Origin of the sequence: Pseudomonas coronafaciens pv. oryzae str. 1_6 (assembly GCF_000156995.2) — a bacterium.
Lineage (GTDB): Bacteria > Pseudomonadota > Gammaproteobacteria > Pseudomonadales > Pseudomonadaceae > Aquipseudomonas > Aquipseudomonas tremae.
Genome location: NZ_CP046035.1, coordinates 1,796,291 through 1,814,034, shown reverse-complemented (window position 1 = coordinate 1,814,034; position 17,744 = coordinate 1,796,291). Strand labels below are relative to the sequence as shown.

Genomic DNA, 17,744 nt, shown 5'->3' with positions numbered 1-17,744 from the left:
TTTCCTCACACGGACTAAAACATCAGAACCAAAGCGCGAATCTAAAACTTCCGGCGGCCCTTTGGGCTGCACCTATTATTACGAACACCGAGACAATATCTACTATCAAAACTGATAGGTAGGTGTTCGACTATCGGCAATCTATCCTTGAGTAAACACTGACACGATAGTTAATACTCAAATGTTCTAAACAGGCCGCGAGTTCAACCAAGGCAACAACGATGTCAAACAAGAAAGCCGACAATGAAAGCCCGGAGCGGCGAACATCGCAGCCATGCTGATAATGCCGACGGACCCTGATATCGAATTCGAGCCGAACGGGTTGTGCACGGGTTGTCATCAAATCTCGCCCGTTGATCTGTCCTGATGTTCCTGCTTGACACCCACGTGGTGTCCGAACTCAGAAAACGCAACGCCGACGTGAACGTGCTCCATTGGTCGCGAATCCAGCTGGCATCCAGCCTGTTCGTCTCGTCCATCACGATTCTTGAGCTCGAAACAGGTATCCTGCGTATCGAGCGAAATGACCCGACGCAAGGCGCAGCGCTGCGAATGTGGCTGGACCACCATGTGCTGAACGCCTTTGCCGGACGCACTCTGTCGATCGACACTCAGGTTGCAAAACGTTGCGGCCACCTGGACGTTCACGACCCGCGCAGCGAATGCGCTGGGCTGATCGCGGCCACCACACTGTTGCACGTCATGATGCTGGTCACTCGTAATACAGTAGACTTTGAATTCTGCGGAGCCGCCTTGCTCAATCCATGGATCAGCCAGTTGAACGAAGAAACTGCCCATCACTCAAGTGCGTTACTTTGAAAGCGGATGTGAACCTGCCTGACACATATCGGCGAGAGCTACGCAAGCGCCTCTGGACCCATCGATGAGCAACCAGATCCCGGTACACGACATCACCCCGCCCTCCGAAAAAAACGGCGAGTTCATCGATCTCTACGCCTCGCGCAAGAAAATCCACACTCGCGCGTTCAAGGGTTTGTTTCGCAATGTGCGCATAGTAGGCGGCGCAGTGCTGCTGCTCATCTTTTTCGGTACGGTCTGGCTGAATCGAAACGGGCACCAGGCCGTGTGGTGGGACTTGCCTGAGCGCAAGTTCTATATCTTCGGCGAAACGTTCTGGCCGCAGGATTTCATTCTGTTGTCCGGGATTCTGATCGTTGCGGCCTTCGGGCTGTTCTTCATCACGGTGTATGCCGGACGGGTCTGGTGCGGTTATACCTGCCCGCAAAGCGTCTGGACCTGGATGTTCATGTGGTGCGAGAAAGTCACTGAAGGCGACCGCAACCAGCGTATCAGGCTCGACCATGCACCGATGAGCGCCAGCAAATTGCTGCGCAAGTTCGCCAAGCACAGCCTGTGGCTGCTTATAGGTTTTGCCACAGGCATGACGTTCGTGGGCTATTTCTCGCCGATCCGCGACTTGTGTATCGATCTGTTCACCGGTGAAGCAGATGGATGGGTGTATTTCTGGGTCGGCTTTTTCACCCTGGCCACTTACCTGAATGCCGGCTGGCTGCGCGAGCAGGTGTGCATCTACATGTGCCCCTACGCGCGCTTCCAGAGCGTGATGTTCGACAAGGACACGCTGATCATTTCCTACGACCCGCGCCGTGGCGAACCACGCGGGCCGCGCAAGAAGGAAACCGATCATCAGGCTCAGGGGCTCGGTGACTGCATCGACTGCACTGTATGCGTTCAGGTCTGCCCGACCGGCATCGACATTCGCGACGGCCTGCAGGTTGAGTGTATTGGTTGCGCGGCCTGCATAGACGCTTGCGACACCGTCATGGACAAGATGGACTACCCTCGCGGGTTGATTCGCTACACGACCGAACACAATCTGTCCGGACAACGCACCCACACCTTGCGCCCGCGCCTTATCGGTTATGCATTGGCCCTGCTGCTGATGATCGGGTTGCTGACCACGGCCTTCTGCATGCGCACCCTGGTAGGCCTGGAGGTCAGCAAGGACCGGATGATGTTCCGGGAAAACGCCGAAGGCCGAATCGAAAATGTCTACAGCGTGAAAGTCATGAACAAGGATCAGGTCGATCACACCTACTTGCTGAGCGCCAGCGGCCTGCCTGATCTGAAGCTGCAAGGCTCACGGGAAATCAAGGTTCCGGCAGGTGAAATCATCAGCCTGCCGGTGGAGCTGTCCGTTGCCCCGCAAGCGCTGTCGTCACGCAGTAACGAGGTTGTTTTCACCCTCGAGGACATCGACAGCGACACTCGCGTCAAAACGCCGGGCCGCTTCATCGGCCCTCCTATTCGTTAAGAGCAACGTCATGCCTGTCACGACCGCTTCAAGCCCTTGGTACAGGCATCTTTGGCCCTGGATCATCATTGCCATCCTGGCCTGCTCGGTGACGCTGAGCCTGTCGATGGTCTTTATTGCCGTGACCAACCCGGACCCACTGGTTACCGACAACTACTACGAAGCAGGCAAAGGCATCAATCGCTCGCTGAATCGTGAAGTGCTGGCCCAGAACCTCAAACTGCATGCCGACGTCCATCTGGACAGCCTGACCGGCGAGGTCGAGCTGCGCCTGAGCGGCAACAGCAGCCCGCAGCGTCTGGAGCTGAACCTTATCTCCCCCACACAACCCGCCAGTGATCGTCGAGTGTTTCTGACTCGCAGCTCGTCCGAACCGGGCCGTTACGTCGGCCAGTTGCAGGACCGTGTCACAGGCCGTCGCTTTGTAGAGCTGCTGGGCGTCGAAGGCGATCAGACCTGGCGCTTGTTCGAGGAAGAGCAAGTCGGCACCGATGACCTGATTCTGGGCGATGAACCGCTGCAAGCCGCGCAACGCCGGAACGACTGAACGTGACCGCGTCCGACCGCTCTCCCACGCCCTGCTACCACTGCGCCCTGCCCGTGCCGAGCGGCCGGCGTTTCAGCGCAGTGGTGCTCGGTGAAACCCGTGAGCTGTGTTGCCCAGGCTGTCAGGCGGTTACCGAGGCCATTGTCGCGAGCGGGCTGGAAAGCTATTACCGTCATCGCAGCGAAACGGCAGCCAACCCGGAAAGCCTGCCCACGCAGTTGATCGATGAACTGGAGCTCTATGACCGGCCAGACGTACAAGCGCCGTTCGTCCGCCACGAAGGCGATCTGTCAGAAACCATTCTGCTTATCGAAGGCATCAGCTGCGCAGCCTGCTGCTGGCTGATCGAACAGCGTCTCGCACGTTTGCCGGCCATTGCCGAGGCACGCATGAACCTCTCGACTCATCGTCTGCAGGTGCGCTGGCGTGGCGACCAGCTGGCCCTCAGCCAATTGCTGAGCGAAATTCACGCCATCGGCTATGTTGCCCACCTGTGGCAGGCCGACCGAGCGGCGGAAAGGCTGGCGAGTGAAAATCGTCTGGCCTTGCGCCAACTCGGTGTCGCCGGGCTGTTGTGGGTTCAGGCAATGATGGCAACCATGGCAACCTGGCCAGAGTTCAACATCGACCTCAGCCCGAACTTGCACACCATCCTGCGCTGGGTGGCGTTCTTTCTGACCACCCCCATCGTGTTTTACAGTTGCGCGCCGTTCTTCCGTGGCGCGTTGCGCGACTTGCGCAACCGCCAGCTGACGATGGACGTCTCGGTGTCGCTGGCCATCGGCGCGGCGTATGTCGCAGGTATCTGGACCGCAATCACCGGTGTGGGCGAGCTGTATTTCGATGCGGTCGGCATGTTTGCCCTGTTTCTGCTGGCTGGACGCTATCTGGAACGGCGAGCCCGCGAGCGCACTGCGGCGGCCACCGCGCAACTGGTCAACCTGCTGCCTGCCTCCTGCCTGCGCCTGGATGAAGACGGCCAGAGCCAGCGCATCATGCTTAGTGAGCTGCGTCTGACCGACCGGGTACTGGTGCAGCCCGGTGCGGTAATTCCGGCAGACGGCACAGTTGTCGAGGGTCAGTCCAGTGTCGATGAGTCGTTGCTGACCGGCGAATACCTGCCGCAGACACGTGGCACTGGCGATGCGGTCACTGGCGGAACACTGAATGTCGACAGCCCGCTAACCGTCAACGTGACGGCACTGGGTCAGGAAACCCGTCTGTCCGCTATCGTCCGGCTGCTGGAGCGCGCCCAGGCGCAGAAGCCCCGACTTGCCCAGTTGGCAGATCGGGCGGCACAGGTCTTTTTGCTGTTTTCGCTGGTCGCCGCAGCGTTGATAGGCGTGATCTGGTGGCAGATCGATGCATCGCGTGCATTCTGGATCGTGTTGGCAATGCTGGTAGCCACCTGCCCCTGCGCGCTGTCGCTGGCTACCCCGACCGCGCTGACCGCCGCGACTGGCACGCTGCACACACTCGGTCTGCTGCTGACCCGAGGTCATGTGCTGGAGGGCCTCAATCAAATCGATACCGTCATCTTCGACAAGACCGGCACCTTGACCGAAGGTCGTCTGGTGCTGCGCAGCATTCAGCCGCTGGGCGCGCTGGACGCTGACACCTGCCTGACTTTGGCGGCGGCGCTGGAAAACCGCTCCGAGCACCCGATCGCTCGCGCGTTTGGCCGCGCGCCCCAGGCCGCCGACGACGTCCACAGCACACCGGGGCTGGGCCTTGAAGGCGTTGTCGGTACACGCCACCTGCGCATTGGCGAGCCGGCTTTTGTCTGCGCACTGAGTGGCGCGCAGATACCATTGATCACAGATCAGTCCGGACAATGGCTGCTGCTCGGCGACACGCAAGGCCCTCTGGCATGGCTGGTGCTGGACGACCGACTGCGTGACGATGCCCATACCTTGTTAGACGCCTGCAAGGCACGTGGCTGGAAAACCCTGTTGCTGTCCGGCGACAGCTCGCCCATGGTTGCCAGCGTCGCCAAGGCATTGGGTATCGAAGACGCCCGCAGCGGCTTGCGCCCAGACGATAAACTTGCCGTGCTGCGCGAGCTGCAGGCACAAGGGCACAAGGTGCTGATGGTCGGTGACGGGGTAAACGACGTGCCGGTCATGGCCGCTGCCGATATCAGCGTGGCGATGGGCTCGGCCACCGATCTTGCCAAGACCAGCGCCGACAGCGTGCTGCTGTGCAACCGCTTGCCGGTGCTGATCGACGCACTGAATCTGGCCCGACGCACGCGCAGGGTCATTATCGAAAACCTGATCTGGGCCGGTCTGTACAATGGCCTCATGCTGCCCTTTGCAGCACTTGGCTGGATCACCCCTATCTGGGCAGCAATCGGCATGTCGGTCAGCTCATTGATCGTGGTGCTCAATGCACTGCGTCTGACCCGTCTGCCGCGACTCACCCCGCCTGCACCGGAGGTTGTATGCCCGCGCTTTACATCCTGATTCCTGCCGCCCTGCTGCTGGTGGGCATCGCGATCTACGTATTTTTCTGGGCGGTGGACAGCGGCCAGTACGATGACATGGAAGGCCCGGCACACAGCCTGTTGTTCGATGACCCACCGCCTGCAGAGCCGCTCCCGCCTGCGCATCAAAAGTCAGGTTGTGACGTGAAGCACAATGCTTGAACTGGCCCCGGTACTGTTGTCAGCGCTTATTCTCGGCCTTTTGGGCGGTGGTCATTGCCTAGGCATGTGCGGCGGCCTGATGGGCGCGCTGACACTGGCCATCCCCAAAGAGCAGCGCAGCCGCCGATTTCGTCTGCTGCTGGCCTATAACCTTGGGCGTATTCTCAGCTACGCGCTGGCCGGCTTTGCATCCGGACTGGTCGGCTGGGCCGTCGCGCAAAGCCCGCTGGCCACAGGCTTGCGAATAATGGCCGCCGTCCTGTTGATCGTCATGGGGTTGTATCTGGCTGGCTGGTGGAGCGGGCTGACCCGCATCGAACGGCTGGGCCGAGGCCTGTGGCGACACCTGCAACCGCTGGCCAGCCGTTTGTTACCGGTGTCCAGTGTGCCGCGCGCGCTGTTGCTCGGCGCACTCTGGGGATGGCTGCCCTGCGGGCTGGTGTACAGCGCCCTGCTCTGGGCTGCCAGTCAGGGCAATGCGGTCGATAGCGCCCTGCTGATGCTGGCATTCGGGTTGGGCACATGGCCGGTTCTGCTGGCAACCGGGCTTGCCGCCGAACGCACCACCGCGCTGCTGCGCAAGCGTGGCATTCGCGTGGCGGGCGGGTTGCTGGTCATCGTGTTCGGGCTCTGGACATTGCCCGGGCCGCATCAGCACTGGCTGATGATGATGTCGCACTGAGAGGCTGGCCACCTGACCCACATCAAGATTCCCCCTGAACAGCCTGCGTATGCTCGCGCCATCACCAGCCTGACCGGGACACGCGCGCATGCTCGACACCATTCGTTGGGATTCAGATCTGATCCGCCGCTATGACGTGACAGGGCCGCGCTATACGTCCTATCCGACTGCGCTGCAATTTGACACACGCATTGGCGCGTTCGACCTGTTGCAGGCTCTTCGCGACAGTCGCAAAGCGCTGCGTCCGCTGTCTCTATATGTGCATCTGCCCTTCTGCGCGAACATTTGCTATTACTGCGCCTGCAACAAGGTCGTCACCAAGGATCGCAGTCGGGCGCAACTCTACCTGCAGCGACTGGAGCATGAAATACAAATGCTCGCCTGCCACCTGGCACCCGGTCAGGTGGTGAAACAGCTGCACCTGGGGGGCGGCACGCCGACCTTTCTCAACCATGAAGAACTGCGTCGGTTGATGGCGCAATTGCGCGCATGTTTCACGCTGCTGGACGATGATTCGGGCGACTACAGCATCGAAATCGACCCCCGTGAAGCCGACTGGGCAACCATGGGTCTGCTGCGCGAACTGGGGTTCAACCGGGTGAGCCTGGGCGTTCAGGATCTTGATCCGGCAGTGCAACGAGCGATCAACCGTATGCAGAGCCTGGAAGAAACCCGCGCTATCGTTGAAGCCGCCCGCACGCTGCAGTTTCGCTCAGTGAATATCGACCTGATCTACGGCCTGCCAAGACAGACGCCGGACGCCTTCAGCGGCACGCTGGACGAGATCATCAACCTGCAGCCAGACCGTCTTTCAGTGTTCAACTATGCTCACCTGCCGGAACGCTTCATGCCGCAACGCCGGATCGATGCAAGCGAACTGCCGACCGCCGAGAGCAAATTGATCATGCTCGAGCGCACCCTCGAACAACTCGGCAGCGCGGGCTACCGTCATATCGGCATGGACCATTTCGCCTTGCCCGACGACGATCTGGCCATTGCCCAGGAGGACCTGACCCTGCAGCGCAACTTTCAGGGCTATACCACGCAGAATGATTGTGACCTGATCGGGCTAGGCGTCTCGGCCATCAGCCAGATCGGCGAGCTGTACAGCCAGAACAGCAGCGACCTTACCGACTATCAACGACTGCTGGACAGCGACCAGCCTGCCACCAGGCGAGGGTTGACATGCAGCGACGACGACCGGATCAGAAGCGCCGTCATCCAGCAGTTGATCTGCCACTTCACGCTGGATTTCGCCGCGATTGAAAAAGCATTTCGCATCGATTTCAGGATTTATTTCAACGACGCGTGGCCACAGCTGCTGGTTATGGCAAACGATGGGCTTATTGCGCTGAGCGATACAAGGATCGACGTCAGACCGGCAGGTCGTTTGCTGGTGCGCTCGGTGTGCATGGTGTTCGATGCGTACCTGACCCGGAAAAACCGGCAGCAGTTTTCCCGGGTAATTTGAACAAGCGGTGCTGCACTACATTTTGGCCAGCACCAGCATGCCCGCCTTGGTCTTGTCGGAGTCACTGGACTTGAGGCTGTTCATGAGCGACGACAGATCGGCCGTGGAATTGCTTATCTGCGCCTGCAATGTTCCAAGCACGGTCTGTAACGCGGCGGCCTTGGTACGGCGCTCATCGGGGTCCAGGCTCTGGTCACTCATGACCTTCTGAAGCTGGTCCATGGTTTCCTCTATCTTGCGCTGCAACTCGCGAATGGCCTTGAGGATCTTCTGTACGGAGGAAGGCAGCCCGCTCTGCTCGATATCCGCATTTTTCGAGGACGACGCTGCAGCGGCCTTGCCTTCCGGGGAAAGATTGACCTCCACGCCTTTTGTCTCGCCGACAGGTTTTTCTGCATTGCTTTCAATGGCTTGGCTGTAGGTCACCTGCGAGGTAGGCGTACGTATTGTAATACTATTGATCAACGGGAGAGTCGTTGACATGGCAAGGCATCCTGAATCGGCTGGAAATATACGAATGCATCGGCATTAAGAGCGCAAACTTGATTAATCAGATGGCCTTCGACGCTGGCCCGATTTATCCAGGGTGAGTTACCCTTATGACTTATGTGTGATTTCCCACAAGGAATTAAGTGATGTCCGAGCCAGTGAAACGTGCTCAAAGCCAAGCCCATTGCAAGGATTGCAGCCTCGCACCGCTGTGTCTGCCCCTCTCGCTCAACCTGGATGACATGGATTCCCTGGACCAGATCGTCAAGCGCGGCCGCCCGTTGAAGAAAGGCGAGTTTTTGTTTCGTCAGGGCGACACATTCGAATCGGTATACGCGGTACGTGCCGGCGCCTTGAAAACTTTCAGCATCAGCGACAATGGTGAAGAACAGATCACCGGTTTTCATCTGCCCAGTGAACTGGTGGGCATGTCTGGCATGGACACCGAGGCCTACCCGGTTTCGGCGCAGGCACTGGAGACCACATCGGTGTGCGAAATTCCATTCGAGCGTCTGGACGAGTTGTCGGTGCAACTGCCACAACTGCGTCGGCAATTGATGCGCGTGATGAGTCGTGAGATCCGTGACGATCAGCAAATGATGCTGCTGCTGTCGAAGAAAACCGCTGACGAGCGTATTGCCACTTTCCTGATCAATCTGTCGGCGCGCTTCCGGGCACGGGGCTTTTCGGCCAATCAGTTCAGGCTGAGCATGTCCCGCAACGAAATCGGCAATCACCTCGGGTTGGCAGTGGAAACCGTGTCACGCGTGTTCACGCGGTTCCAGCAAAACGAGCTGATCAACGCAGAAGGCAAGGAGATCCATATCCTCGCCCCAATCGACCTGTGCGCACTGGCAGGCGGTTCGATGCAAAGCTGAGGCGTGCGATCTTTGGCAGGTCGGCTTAAACTGTCGGCCAAAACTGCCATGGACTCCCCGATGACCTTCGATCAACCGAACTTCAAATCCCTGATACGCCCGGTCGTAGACTTCCCCAAGCCGGGCGTGGTGTTTCGTGACATCACTCCCCTGTTCCAGTCGCCCAAAGCCACCCGTCAAGTCATTGACAGCTTCGTGCAGCGCTATATCGAGGCCGACTTCAGTCACATCGGTGTCATGGACGCGCGCGGCTTTCTGATTGGTTCGGTTGTCGCCTACCAGTTAAACAAGCCGCTGGTGCTGTTCCGCAAACAGGGCAAATTGCCTGCTGACGTACTGTCCGAGGGGTATCAGACCGAATACGGCGAAGCCTACCTGGAAGTGCATGCAGACAGCCTGTGCGAGGGCGATTCGGTGGTGATGTTCGATGACCTGATCGCCACGGGCGGCACCCTTATCGCTGCCGCCAACCTGATCCGCCGCATGGGCGCCAAGGTGCATGAAGCTGCTGCGATAATTGACTTGCCGGAACTGGGCGGCTCGAAACGCCTGCACGATCTGCAGATCCCGACGTTCTGCCTGACCGAGTTTGCGCTGGACGAGCAGTAAGGGCTATTTGCAAGCCATGAAGCGCCCGAAAACGGGCTTTTGTCCGGAAGCCTGTGAGCCTAGGAGGTTACGACGGCTGCGATGGGCTGCGAAGCAGTCCTGAAACGGTTTACTACCGCTTCCTGGCAGATGCGCATAAGCGAAGCGTCACCCAGGCTACTGACAGCCCTCGGCTTTCGTGTCCGATAATCTAACCTGCCGTATTGCCGTGCAGCTTGGTCATGAGCTGCGCTTCGGCCTGGGTCAGGCCGCAGGACTGAGTGAGCTCATCGATGCTGGCACCCATGCCCACCAGCCTGGCGGCCTGGGCGAAGGACAGCGTGGAGGGATCGCGCTGTTCCAGTGCGGTGAGCTTGTCCGGCAACGGCGCAACGGTGGCGCGCAGTTCATGCAAGGCTTCGCCCATGCGCACCGTACCGTTCTGGTAGTTGTCCAAGCGTCTGGCCAACTCCTTGATCCGCTGATCACGCAAGGCAGCCGCCTCGTCACGCTCGGCGTCAAGCTTGCGCTGACGCTTGGTATGGGCCAGGAACAGAAACAGGGTCACGCCCCATAGAATGGCCAGAAAGACGACAGCTACCTCAAAGATCAATCAAATGCTCTCCAGTTCGGACCACTCTTCTTCGGACATCATTTTGTCCAGTTCGACAAGAATCAACAGCTCGCCGTTCTTGTTGCAGACGCCCTGAATGAACTTGGCCGACTCGTCATTACCCACGTTTGGCGCGGTTTCGACTTCGGACTGACGCAAGTAAACCACTTCCGCCACGCTGTCGACCAGAATACCGACCACTTGCTTGTCGGCCTCGATGATCACGATACGCGTGTTATCGCTGACTTCAACCGGCGCCAGGCCGAAGCGCTGACGAGTGTCGATTACGGTGACAACATTACCGCGCAGGTTGATGATGCCCAGCACGTAGCTTGGAGCACCCGGAACCGGGGCGATTTCGGTGTAGCGCAGCACTTCCTGCACCTGCATTACATTGATGCCGTAAGACTCGTTGTCCAGGCGGAATGTAACCCATTGCAGGATCGGATCTTCGGAACCTTGTGCAGACGACTTATTCATAACCCCAACCCCTCACGTGTGTTCTTTGCGGGTAACGCCACTGGCGCCTGCCCATGATTATTTCGACTTGTTCAACTGCTTGACCGCGCCACTGGCTATCAACTCGGCCAACTCTGCAACATCCAGCAACGCACACATGTGCTCGATAACCGTGCCTGCCAGCCAAGGTCGCTGACCGCGTTGCGTGCGCCATTTGATCTCGCTCGGATCAAGACGCAACGAGCGACTGACCTGATGCACCGCCAGCCCCCATTCGTATCCTTGCACCGAGATCACGTACTGCAATCCCTGGCGAAAATCGTCGCGGTAGCGATCAGGCATGATCCAGCGCGCGGTATCCAATACTTTCAGGTTGCCTGCCTGACTGGGCAGGATCCCGAGAAACCAGTCCGGCTGCCCGAACAGTGGCGTCAGTTCCTGCCCTGCCAGCGGATAAATCGACCCCAGACAGACCAGTGGCACCGCCAGTGTCAGACCCGCCACATCAAACAACAGGCATTCGAACGGCTCGGCAGCCCACGCCGGACGACCATCGCTGGTCGGTGGCGGCGTTGGAGTTCGCTGAGTCACCAGCGTACTCAATTCGGCGACAGGCTCGACCAGATCTACTGTCGGCACAGTCGTTTCAACCTTTAACGTTTCAACCTGTACGGCCTCGGCAACGATCACCGGAGCAACCTCAAGCACTGGCACCGCAACAGGTGCCGCAACCTTGACGGCTACAGCCACCGCGGCAGGTGCGGCAACCGCGACCGCCAGCGGCTTCACCTGCGCCTGCATGCGCGCATCGAACGCTTGCTCTTCAAGCACCGCAGCCTGGAATTCATCGATACTGCCGGAAGGCGTTTCAAGCTCTTCGGTCGCGTCGTAAAGCAATGCGTCCAGATAGGACTGCAAAGCCAGCTTGGGTCGTGTTGCAACTTCTACAGGGCGGTTCATACCGGGGCCCAACAAAAAATGGAGCGTGTGCAGCCTGATAGAGTTATCGGCCGCATTGAGGCATCACTTGAGCGAACTGTGCAGAAAGAGTAAAGGTTCATGTCAGGCCACCTGAGCATTGAGCTGCTCGGCGAGCATGTGTTTGAGCAAAGCCCGATAGGCAATCACGCCACGACTCTTGCTGTCGTTCTGCGAGGGCGTCAGGCCCAGGCGGCTGGCATCCCGAAGCCGTGTGTCGACTGGCACATAGGCCTGCCAGACATGCTCGGGGAAGCTGTCACGCAACAGCTTCAGGGTGCCCATCGACGCTTGGGTGCGGCGGTCGAACAGCGTGGGCACAATGGTGTAAGGCAGCGGGACTTTTCGCGAGCGGTTGATCATGGCCAGCGTATTGACCATCCGTTCCAGGCCTTTTACAGCCAGAAACTCGGTCTGCACAGGGATTGCCAGTTGCTGGCTTGCCGCCAGCGCATTGACCATGAGAACGCCCAGCAACGGCGGACTGTCGATCAGCGCATAGTCAAATTCCTGCCATAACTGGGCAAGACTCTTGGCGATCACCAGGCCGAGACCGCTCTGGCCAGGCGATTGACGCTCAAGGGTGGCAAGCGCCGTGCTGGACGGTATCAAGGATATGCGCTTGTCACTGGTGGGCAGCAACAGCTGCGCGGGAAGACCATCCGGCACCGCGCCTTTGTGCAAGAACAAATCGAACGCGCTGTGCTCCAGCTCGTCCGGATTGTGCCCGAAATAACTGGTCATGGAGCCATGGGGGTCCAGATCGACAACGACCACGCGCTTGCCTGCATCAGCCAGCAACCCGGCCAGGGCAATGGTCGTGGTGGTCTTTCCGACTCCACCTTTCTGATTGGCTACTGCCCAGACTCTCATTGATTTTTTTCCTTCCGTACAGCGAAGACCATACCGATACGATTATTGGAGGGCGGGTGACGGAGAATTGACGGCGTTCGCGCGTACCGGCGGCTTTGCTGGCACCGGTGCAGTTTGTGTGCCAGCACGCCTTAAAGCAGCATCAGGTTGCACATTCGCGGAACCTGCACTGGTCAGACTGCGGCGAACATCCAGGTTTCGCGAGATAACCAGCACCACACGGCGGTTCTTGGCGCGCCCGGCAGCGGTGGCATTGGAAGCAACAGGCTGAAACTCGCCGTAGCCTACAGAGGCCAGCCGCGCCGGGTTGACGCCGTCCATCGCCAGCATGCGCACAATGCTGGCAGAGCGCGCCGAGGAGAGTTCCCAGTTGGTCGGAAACTGTGCAGTGCGGATCGGCTGATCATCAGTGAAGCCTTCGACATGGATCGGGTTGTCGAAGCGTTTGACGATATCGGAGACCTTTTCAATGATGGTGAATGCCTTGTCGCTGGGCATGGCATCGCCACTGACAAACAACAGGCTGGAGTTAAGCTCGATCTCTATCCACAACTCGTTGCCGCGCACGGTCATCTGGTCGGACTTGATCAAGTCGCCAAACGCATCGCGTACATCCTGGGCAATAGTCTGCAACGGGTCATCGGACGCCTGCCCAATACCGGCGTCAGTCTGCTCGCTTTCCTTGAGCAAGGGCTCGGCAGGCTTCGTCGACACCGGACGCTGTTCGCCGATCGGGATCGGCTTCATGGTCCGCTCCGTGTCGTTGAAGACCCCCACCAGCGCTTGGGACAGAATCTTGTACTTGCCTTCGTTGATCGAAGATATGGAGTACATCACCACGAAAAACGCGAACAGCAACGTAATGAAGTCGGCATAGGACACCAGCCAGCGTTCATGATTTTCGTGTTCCTCGGGCTGACGTCGGCGAGCCATGCGCTGTTACTCCATGAAGCCTTGCAGCTTGAGTTCGATGGAGCGCGGGTTTTCACCCTCGGCGATGGACAACAGACCTTCGAGCAGCATTTCGCGGTAGCGTGACTGACGATGGGCAATACCTTTGAGCTTGTTGGCCACCGGCAGCAGGATGAGGTTGGCTATGGCCACACCGTAGATGGTGGCAACAAACGCAACCGCAATGCCACTGCCAAGCTGGCTCGGGTCGGCCAGATTGCCCATCACGTGAATAAGCCCCATCACTGCACCGATGATGCCCACGGTCGGCGCGTAGCCGCCCATGCTTTCGAATACTTTGGCAGCCTGGATATCGCGGGTTTCCTGAGTGATGAAATCCACTTCCAGAATGCTCCGGATCGCCGCTGGCTCAGCCCCGTCCACCAACAGTTGCAGGCCTTTGCGGGCATAACTGTCGGGCTCGGCGTCGGCTACAGTTTCCAGCCCCAGCAAACCTTCCTTGCGGGCGGTCATGCTCCAGCCTATGACCCTGTCAACACCGCCGGGCAGATCGATGCGAGGCGGGAAAACAATCCACCGAACGATCTTCATGGCGCGCATGAACGCGCTCATCGGTGATTGCAACAGCGATGCGCCCAGTGTACCGCCCAGCACGATCAGGGCTGCCGGACCATTGAGTAATGCGCCGAGGTGTCCGCCTTCGAGAAAGTTACCGCCGATAATCGCGACAAACGCCAAAATCAGACCGATAAGACTCAGTACATCCATCAGAGACAAGCCTCGACCAGATGCCGACCGATGTCATCGAGGCTGTAGATCGCGTCGGCGAGGTCCGCCTTGACGATAGCCATCGGCATGCCATAGATCACGCAGCTTGCTTCATCCTGCGCCCATACGGTACTGCCCGCCTGTTTGAGCAGGCGTGCGCCCTCCCGGCCGTCTGCGCCCATGCCGGTCAATACTACCGACAGCACTTTGTCGCCGTAGGATTTGGCCGCCGAGCCGAAAGTAATGTCGACGCAAGGCTTGTAGTTCAGGCGTTCATCGCCTGGCAGAATCTTCACCGTGCCGCGAGCGTCGACCATCATCTGCTTGCCGCCAGGGGCCAGCAGCGCCAGCCCTGGACGCAGAACATCACCGTCCTCGGCCTCTTTGACGCTGATCTTGCACAGTTTGTCGAGACGCTCGGCAAATGCCTTGGTGAATGCCGCAGGCATGTGCTGAATCAGGACCAGGGGCGCCGGAAAACTGGCTGGCAGTTGGGTCAGTACTCGTTGCAGGGCAACCGGACCGCCAGTCGACGTACCGATAGCGACCAGTTTGTAGGCCTTGCGCTTGGCGGTGCCAGTGGTCGTGGCGTGCGCAGGCGCAGGCGCATGATGAGCATGCCCATGCGCTGCCGGCGCCGAAACAGGGGCCGGAGCAGCCGTACGCGAAGGCACAGTACGCGCGGGCGTAGCCGGCGCTGGCGCACGACTCGAAATCGTCGAAGGCGCTGGTGCCGCAGATGATGCGCTGGCAGAACCAAAACCGCTCGAACGGCGGTTGCTACGCGAGATACTGTTGATCTTCTCGCACAGCAGTTGTTTGACCTTTTGCGGATTGCGCGAAATGTCTTCGAAATTCTTGGGCAGAAAATCCACGGCACCGGCATCAAGCGCGTCCAGCGTTACGCGCGCACCTTCGTGCGTCAGCGACGAGAACATCAAGACCGGGGTGGGAATACGCTGCATGATATGGCGAACTGCCGTAATGCCATCCATCATCGGCATTTCGTAGTCCATGGTGATGACGTCAGGCTTGAGCGCCAGCGCCTGCTCAATTGCTTCCTTGCCATTGGTGGCGGTGCCGACAACTACAATGTTGGGGTCCGAAGAAAGAATTTCCGTAACGCGGCGGCGGAAAAAACCGGAATCATCCACCACCAGGACCTTGACTGCCATAAACACTCCAATAGGTGCTGCAGGCAGCCAGGCTGCCCGCAACCCCGGATTCAAATACGCCGTGCGGCGTATCGCTTGAGCATGCTGGGTACATCGAGAATCAAGGCAATGCGGCCGTCACCGGTAATGGTGGCGCCCGACATACCCGGCGTACCCTGCAGCATCTTGCCCAGCGGTTTGATAACCACTTCCTCCTGACCGACCAGTTGATCGACGACAAAGCCGATGCGCTGGGTGCCAACCGTCAGAATCACGACGTGCCCTTCTCGCTGCTCTTCATGAGCTGCGGAACTGACCAGCCAGCGCTTGAGGTAAAACAGCGGCAAGGCCTTGTCACGCACGATCACCACTTCCTGACCGTCCACCACGTTGGTAGTCGAAAGGTTCAGGTGGAAGATTTCGTTGACGTTGACCAGCGGGAAGGCGAATGCCTGGTTGCCCAGCATCACCATCAAGGTCGGCATGATCGCCAGGGTCAACGGGACCTTGATGACGATCTTGGAGCCCTGGCCCTTGGTCGAGTAGATGTTGATCGAGCCGTTGAGCTGGGAAATCTTGGTCTTCACCACGTCCATGCCCACACCGCGGCCAGAGACATCGGAGATTTCGGTCTTGGTCGAGAAACCTGGAGCAAAGATCAGGTTGTAGCAATCGGTGTCACTCAACCGATCGGCCGCATCCTTGTCCATGACCCCACGCTTGACAGCGATGGAGCGCAGAACGTTAGGGTCCATGCCCTTGCCGTCATCGGAAATCGACAACAGGATATGGTCGCCCTCCTGCTCTGCCGAAAGAATCACCCGACCGCCACGAGACTTGCCTGTGGCTTCACGCTCTTCCGGGGTTTCGATACCGTGGTCGACCGCGTTGCGCACCAAGTGGACCAGCGGGTCGGCAAGCGCCTCGACGAGGTTCTTGTCGAGATCGGTCTCTTCACCGACCAACTCGAGGTTGATCTCTTTCTTGAGCTGGCGGGCCAGGTCGCGAACCAGACGCGGGAAGCGTCCGAAGACTTTCTTGATCGGCTGCATGCGCGTTTTCATCACCGCGGTCTGCAGGTCTGCCGTCACCACGTCAAGGTTGGAAACCGCCTTGGACATGGCTTCATCGCCACTGTTGAGCCCCAGACGAACCAGACGGTTACGAACCAGCACCAGCTCACCCACCATGTTCATGATCTCGTCCAGGCGGGCGGTATCAACGCGAACAGTGGTTTCAGCTTCGGTCGCGACCGGTTTTTCACCGGTTGGGGCCGGCGCTCGTGCCGGTGCCGGTGCCGGTGCAGCTGCTGGAGCGGGCTTGGCTGGCTCGGCCTTGGCAGCCGGTGCGGGCGCTGCAGCAGGCTTGGCCACAGGCGCCGGGGCAGCAGGAGCAGCCGCAGGTGCCTTGGCAGCGATAGCCTGAGGTTCGAACTTGCCTTTGCCGTGCAACTCATCCAGCAGGTTTTCGAATTCGTGATCGGTGATTTCGTCCGATGCCTTCGCAGCAGGCGCAGGCTTTGCAGCGACAGCTGCGGGCGCAGGTGCAGCGGCAACCGGAGCGGCTACAGCAGCGTCGAAAGAACCTTTGCCATGCAACTGATCAAGCAGCGCCTCGAACTCGTCGTCAGTGATTTCATCACCGGCGGGCGCAGCAGCGGCGCTCTTGGCAGCAGGCGCCGGAGCAGCTGCGGCGTCGGGTGCAAACTTGCCCTTGCCGTGCAGCTGATCAAGCAGCGATTCGAATTCCTGGTCGGTGATTTCATCGCCCACCGGCGCAGGTGCAGCAGCAGCTGCCACTGGCGTGGCCACAGACACCGGGCTGGTGCCGTGCAGCGAATCCAGCAGTTGCTCGAATTCATCATCGGTAATGTCGCCGTCGGCCTGAGCCTGAGCCTGAGCCGCCGGGGCAACTGCCTCGGCCACTGGTTGCGGCTCTGGCTCTGGCGCTTCGACCACATCCGCAGACTGTGGCTCAGCCAGCCGCGCCAGGGCAGCCAGCAGCTCAGGTGTCGCCGGGGTGACGTTGGTTCTTTCTCGTACTTGACCAAACATGCTGTTGACGGTGTCCAGAGCCTCCAGGACCACATCCATCAGTTCGGAATCAACGCGACGCTCACCCTTGCGCAGGATGTCGAAGACGTTTTCGGCGATGTGGCAGCACTCCACCAGCTCATGGAGCTGGAGGAAGCCGGCGCCGCCTTTTACAGTGTGAAAACCGCGAAAAATTGCATTGAGCAGGTCAGCATCATCCGGTCGGCTTTCCAGCTCGACCAACTGCTCTGACAACTGCTCCAGAATTTCGCCGGCCTCTACCAGAAAATCCTGAAGGATTTCTTCATCGGCGCCGAAGCTCATGGGGTGCTCCCTAAATTAACCGTCAACAGACC

Annotated in this window: 18 protein-coding genes and 1 pseudogene; 10 read left to right on the top strand and 9 right to left on the bottom strand. The window is 59.2% G+C overall.

What is annotated here, in order from left to right; genetic code table 11:
• Positions 1–253 precede the first annotated feature (253 nt).
• From POR16_RS27000 to hemN, 8 genes and pseudogenes are all read left to right on the top strand, one after another.
• A pseudogene (locus POR16_RS27000) lies at positions 254–367 on the top strand (type II toxin-antitoxin system Phd/YefM family antitoxin); the annotation flags it as partial.
• Positions 367–819 (top strand): type II toxin-antitoxin system VapC family toxin, encoded by a 453-nt coding sequence (locus POR16_RS08215; protein ID WP_005887413.1) that lies wholly within the window; start codon positions 367–369, stop codon positions 817–819. The pseudogene POR16_RS27000 and the gene POR16_RS08215, both read left to right, overlap by 1 nt.
• Before the next feature lie 64 nt (positions 820–883).
• A complete protein-coding gene (ccoG, locus tag POR16_RS08210) occupies positions 884–2,296 on the top strand; it encodes a cytochrome c oxidase accessory protein CcoG (protein ID WP_054997721.1) in 1,413 nt (470 codons plus the stop codon).
• 10 nt (positions 2,297–2,306) lie between these two features.
• The gene (locus tag POR16_RS08205; protein WP_005887408.1) at positions 2,307–2,843 is read left to right on the top strand and encodes a FixH family protein; all 537 of its coding nucleotides are present in this window, start codon (positions 2,307–2,309) and stop codon (positions 2,841–2,843) included.
• A gap of 2 nt (positions 2,844–2,845) precedes the next feature.
• A complete protein-coding gene (locus POR16_RS08200; RefSeq protein WP_024690359.1) occupies positions 2,846–5,308 on the top strand; it encodes a heavy metal translocating P-type ATPase in 2,463 nt (820 codons plus the stop codon).
• Positions 5,287–5,490 (top strand): cbb3-type cytochrome oxidase assembly protein CcoS, encoded by a 204-nt coding sequence (gene ccoS, locus POR16_RS08195; RefSeq protein WP_005887402.1) that lies wholly within the window; start codon positions 5,287–5,289, stop codon positions 5,488–5,490. Before POR16_RS08200 ends, ccoS begins: the two co-directional genes overlap by 22 nt.
• The gene (locus POR16_RS08190; RefSeq protein ID WP_024670725.1) at positions 5,483–6,172 is read left to right on the top strand and encodes a sulfite exporter TauE/SafE family protein; all 690 of its coding nucleotides are present in this window, start codon (positions 5,483–5,485) and stop codon (positions 6,170–6,172) included. Before ccoS ends, POR16_RS08190 begins: the two co-directional genes overlap by 8 nt.
• 88 nt (positions 6,173–6,260) lie before the next feature.
• Positions 6,261–7,643: an oxygen-independent coproporphyrinogen III oxidase gene (hemN, locus tag POR16_RS08185; protein WP_005887397.1), complete on the top strand. Its 1,383-nt coding sequence runs from the start codon at positions 6,261–6,263 to the stop codon at positions 7,641–7,643.
• 15 nt (positions 7,644–7,658) lie between these two features.
• Here hemN and POR16_RS08180 read toward each other — a convergent pair whose 3' ends face one another.
• Positions 7,659–8,126 carry a chemotaxis protein gene (locus POR16_RS08180; RefSeq protein WP_005887395.1) on the bottom strand — a complete coding sequence of 156 codons (468 nt, stop codon included), beginning with the start codon at positions 8,124–8,126 and terminating at the stop codon, positions 7,659–7,661.
• A gap of 152 nt (positions 8,127–8,278) precedes the next feature.
• On the opposite strand from POR16_RS08180, the gene fnr reads away from it, so the two are divergent.
• Complete coding sequence (fnr, locus tag POR16_RS08175) at positions 8,279–9,010, top strand: fumarate/nitrate reduction transcriptional regulator Fnr (RefSeq protein ID WP_005887393.1); 732 nt, start codon at positions 8,279–8,281, stop codon at positions 9,008–9,010.
• Between the two features lie 60 nt (positions 9,011–9,070).
• Positions 9,071–9,619 carry an adenine phosphoribosyltransferase gene (locus POR16_RS08170; protein WP_005887391.1) on the top strand — a complete coding sequence of 183 codons (549 nt, stop codon included), beginning with the start codon at positions 9,071–9,073 and terminating at the stop codon, positions 9,617–9,619.
• A gap of 190 nt (positions 9,620–9,809) precedes the next feature.
• On the opposite strand, the gene POR16_RS08165 is transcribed toward POR16_RS08170, so the two are convergent.
• From POR16_RS08165 to POR16_RS08130, 8 genes are all read right to left on the bottom strand, one after another.
• Complete coding sequence (locus tag POR16_RS08165; protein ID WP_005890139.1) at positions 9,810–10,211, bottom strand: DUF2802 domain-containing protein; 402 nt, start codon at positions 10,209–10,211, stop codon at positions 9,810–9,812.
• Positions 10,212–10,691, bottom strand: coding sequence for a chemotaxis protein CheW (locus POR16_RS08160; protein WP_002554262.1), 480 nt, complete (start codon positions 10,689–10,691; stop codon positions 10,212–10,214).
• 57 nt (positions 10,692–10,748) lie between these two features.
• Positions 10,749–11,630, bottom strand: coding sequence for a CheW domain-containing protein (locus POR16_RS08155; RefSeq protein WP_005890138.1), 882 nt, complete (start codon positions 11,628–11,630; stop codon positions 10,749–10,751).
• Between the two features lie 102 nt (positions 11,631–11,732).
• Positions 11,733–12,521 (bottom strand): ParA family protein, encoded by a 789-nt coding sequence (locus POR16_RS08150; RefSeq protein WP_005890137.1) that lies wholly within the window; start codon positions 12,519–12,521, stop codon positions 11,733–11,735.
• A gap of 42 nt (positions 12,522–12,563) precedes the next feature.
• On the bottom strand, positions 12,564–13,454 hold the full coding sequence (motD, locus tag POR16_RS08145; RefSeq protein WP_005890136.1) for a flagellar motor protein MotD: 891 nt from the start codon (positions 13,452–13,454) through the stop codon (positions 12,564–12,566).
• Between the two features lie 6 nt (positions 13,455–13,460).
• Positions 13,461–14,201, bottom strand: a complete 741-nt coding sequence (locus tag POR16_RS08140) for a flagellar motor protein (protein ID WP_005890135.1) — start codon at positions 14,199–14,201, stop codon at positions 13,461–13,463.
• Positions 14,201–15,376 carry a protein-glutamate methylesterase/protein-glutamine glutaminase gene (locus POR16_RS08135; RefSeq protein WP_122381084.1) on the bottom strand — a complete coding sequence of 392 codons (1,176 nt, stop codon included), beginning with the start codon at positions 15,374–15,376 and terminating at the stop codon, positions 14,201–14,203. The genes POR16_RS08140 and POR16_RS08135 overlap by 1 nt, the downstream gene beginning before the upstream one ends.
• A 50-nt stretch (positions 15,377–15,426) precedes the next feature.
• The gene (locus POR16_RS08130; RefSeq protein ID WP_122381085.1) at positions 15,427–17,712 is read right to left on the bottom strand and encodes a chemotaxis protein CheA; all 2,286 of its coding nucleotides are present in this window, start codon (positions 17,710–17,712) and stop codon (positions 15,427–15,429) included.
• Positions 17,713–17,744: the final 32 nt, after the last annotated feature.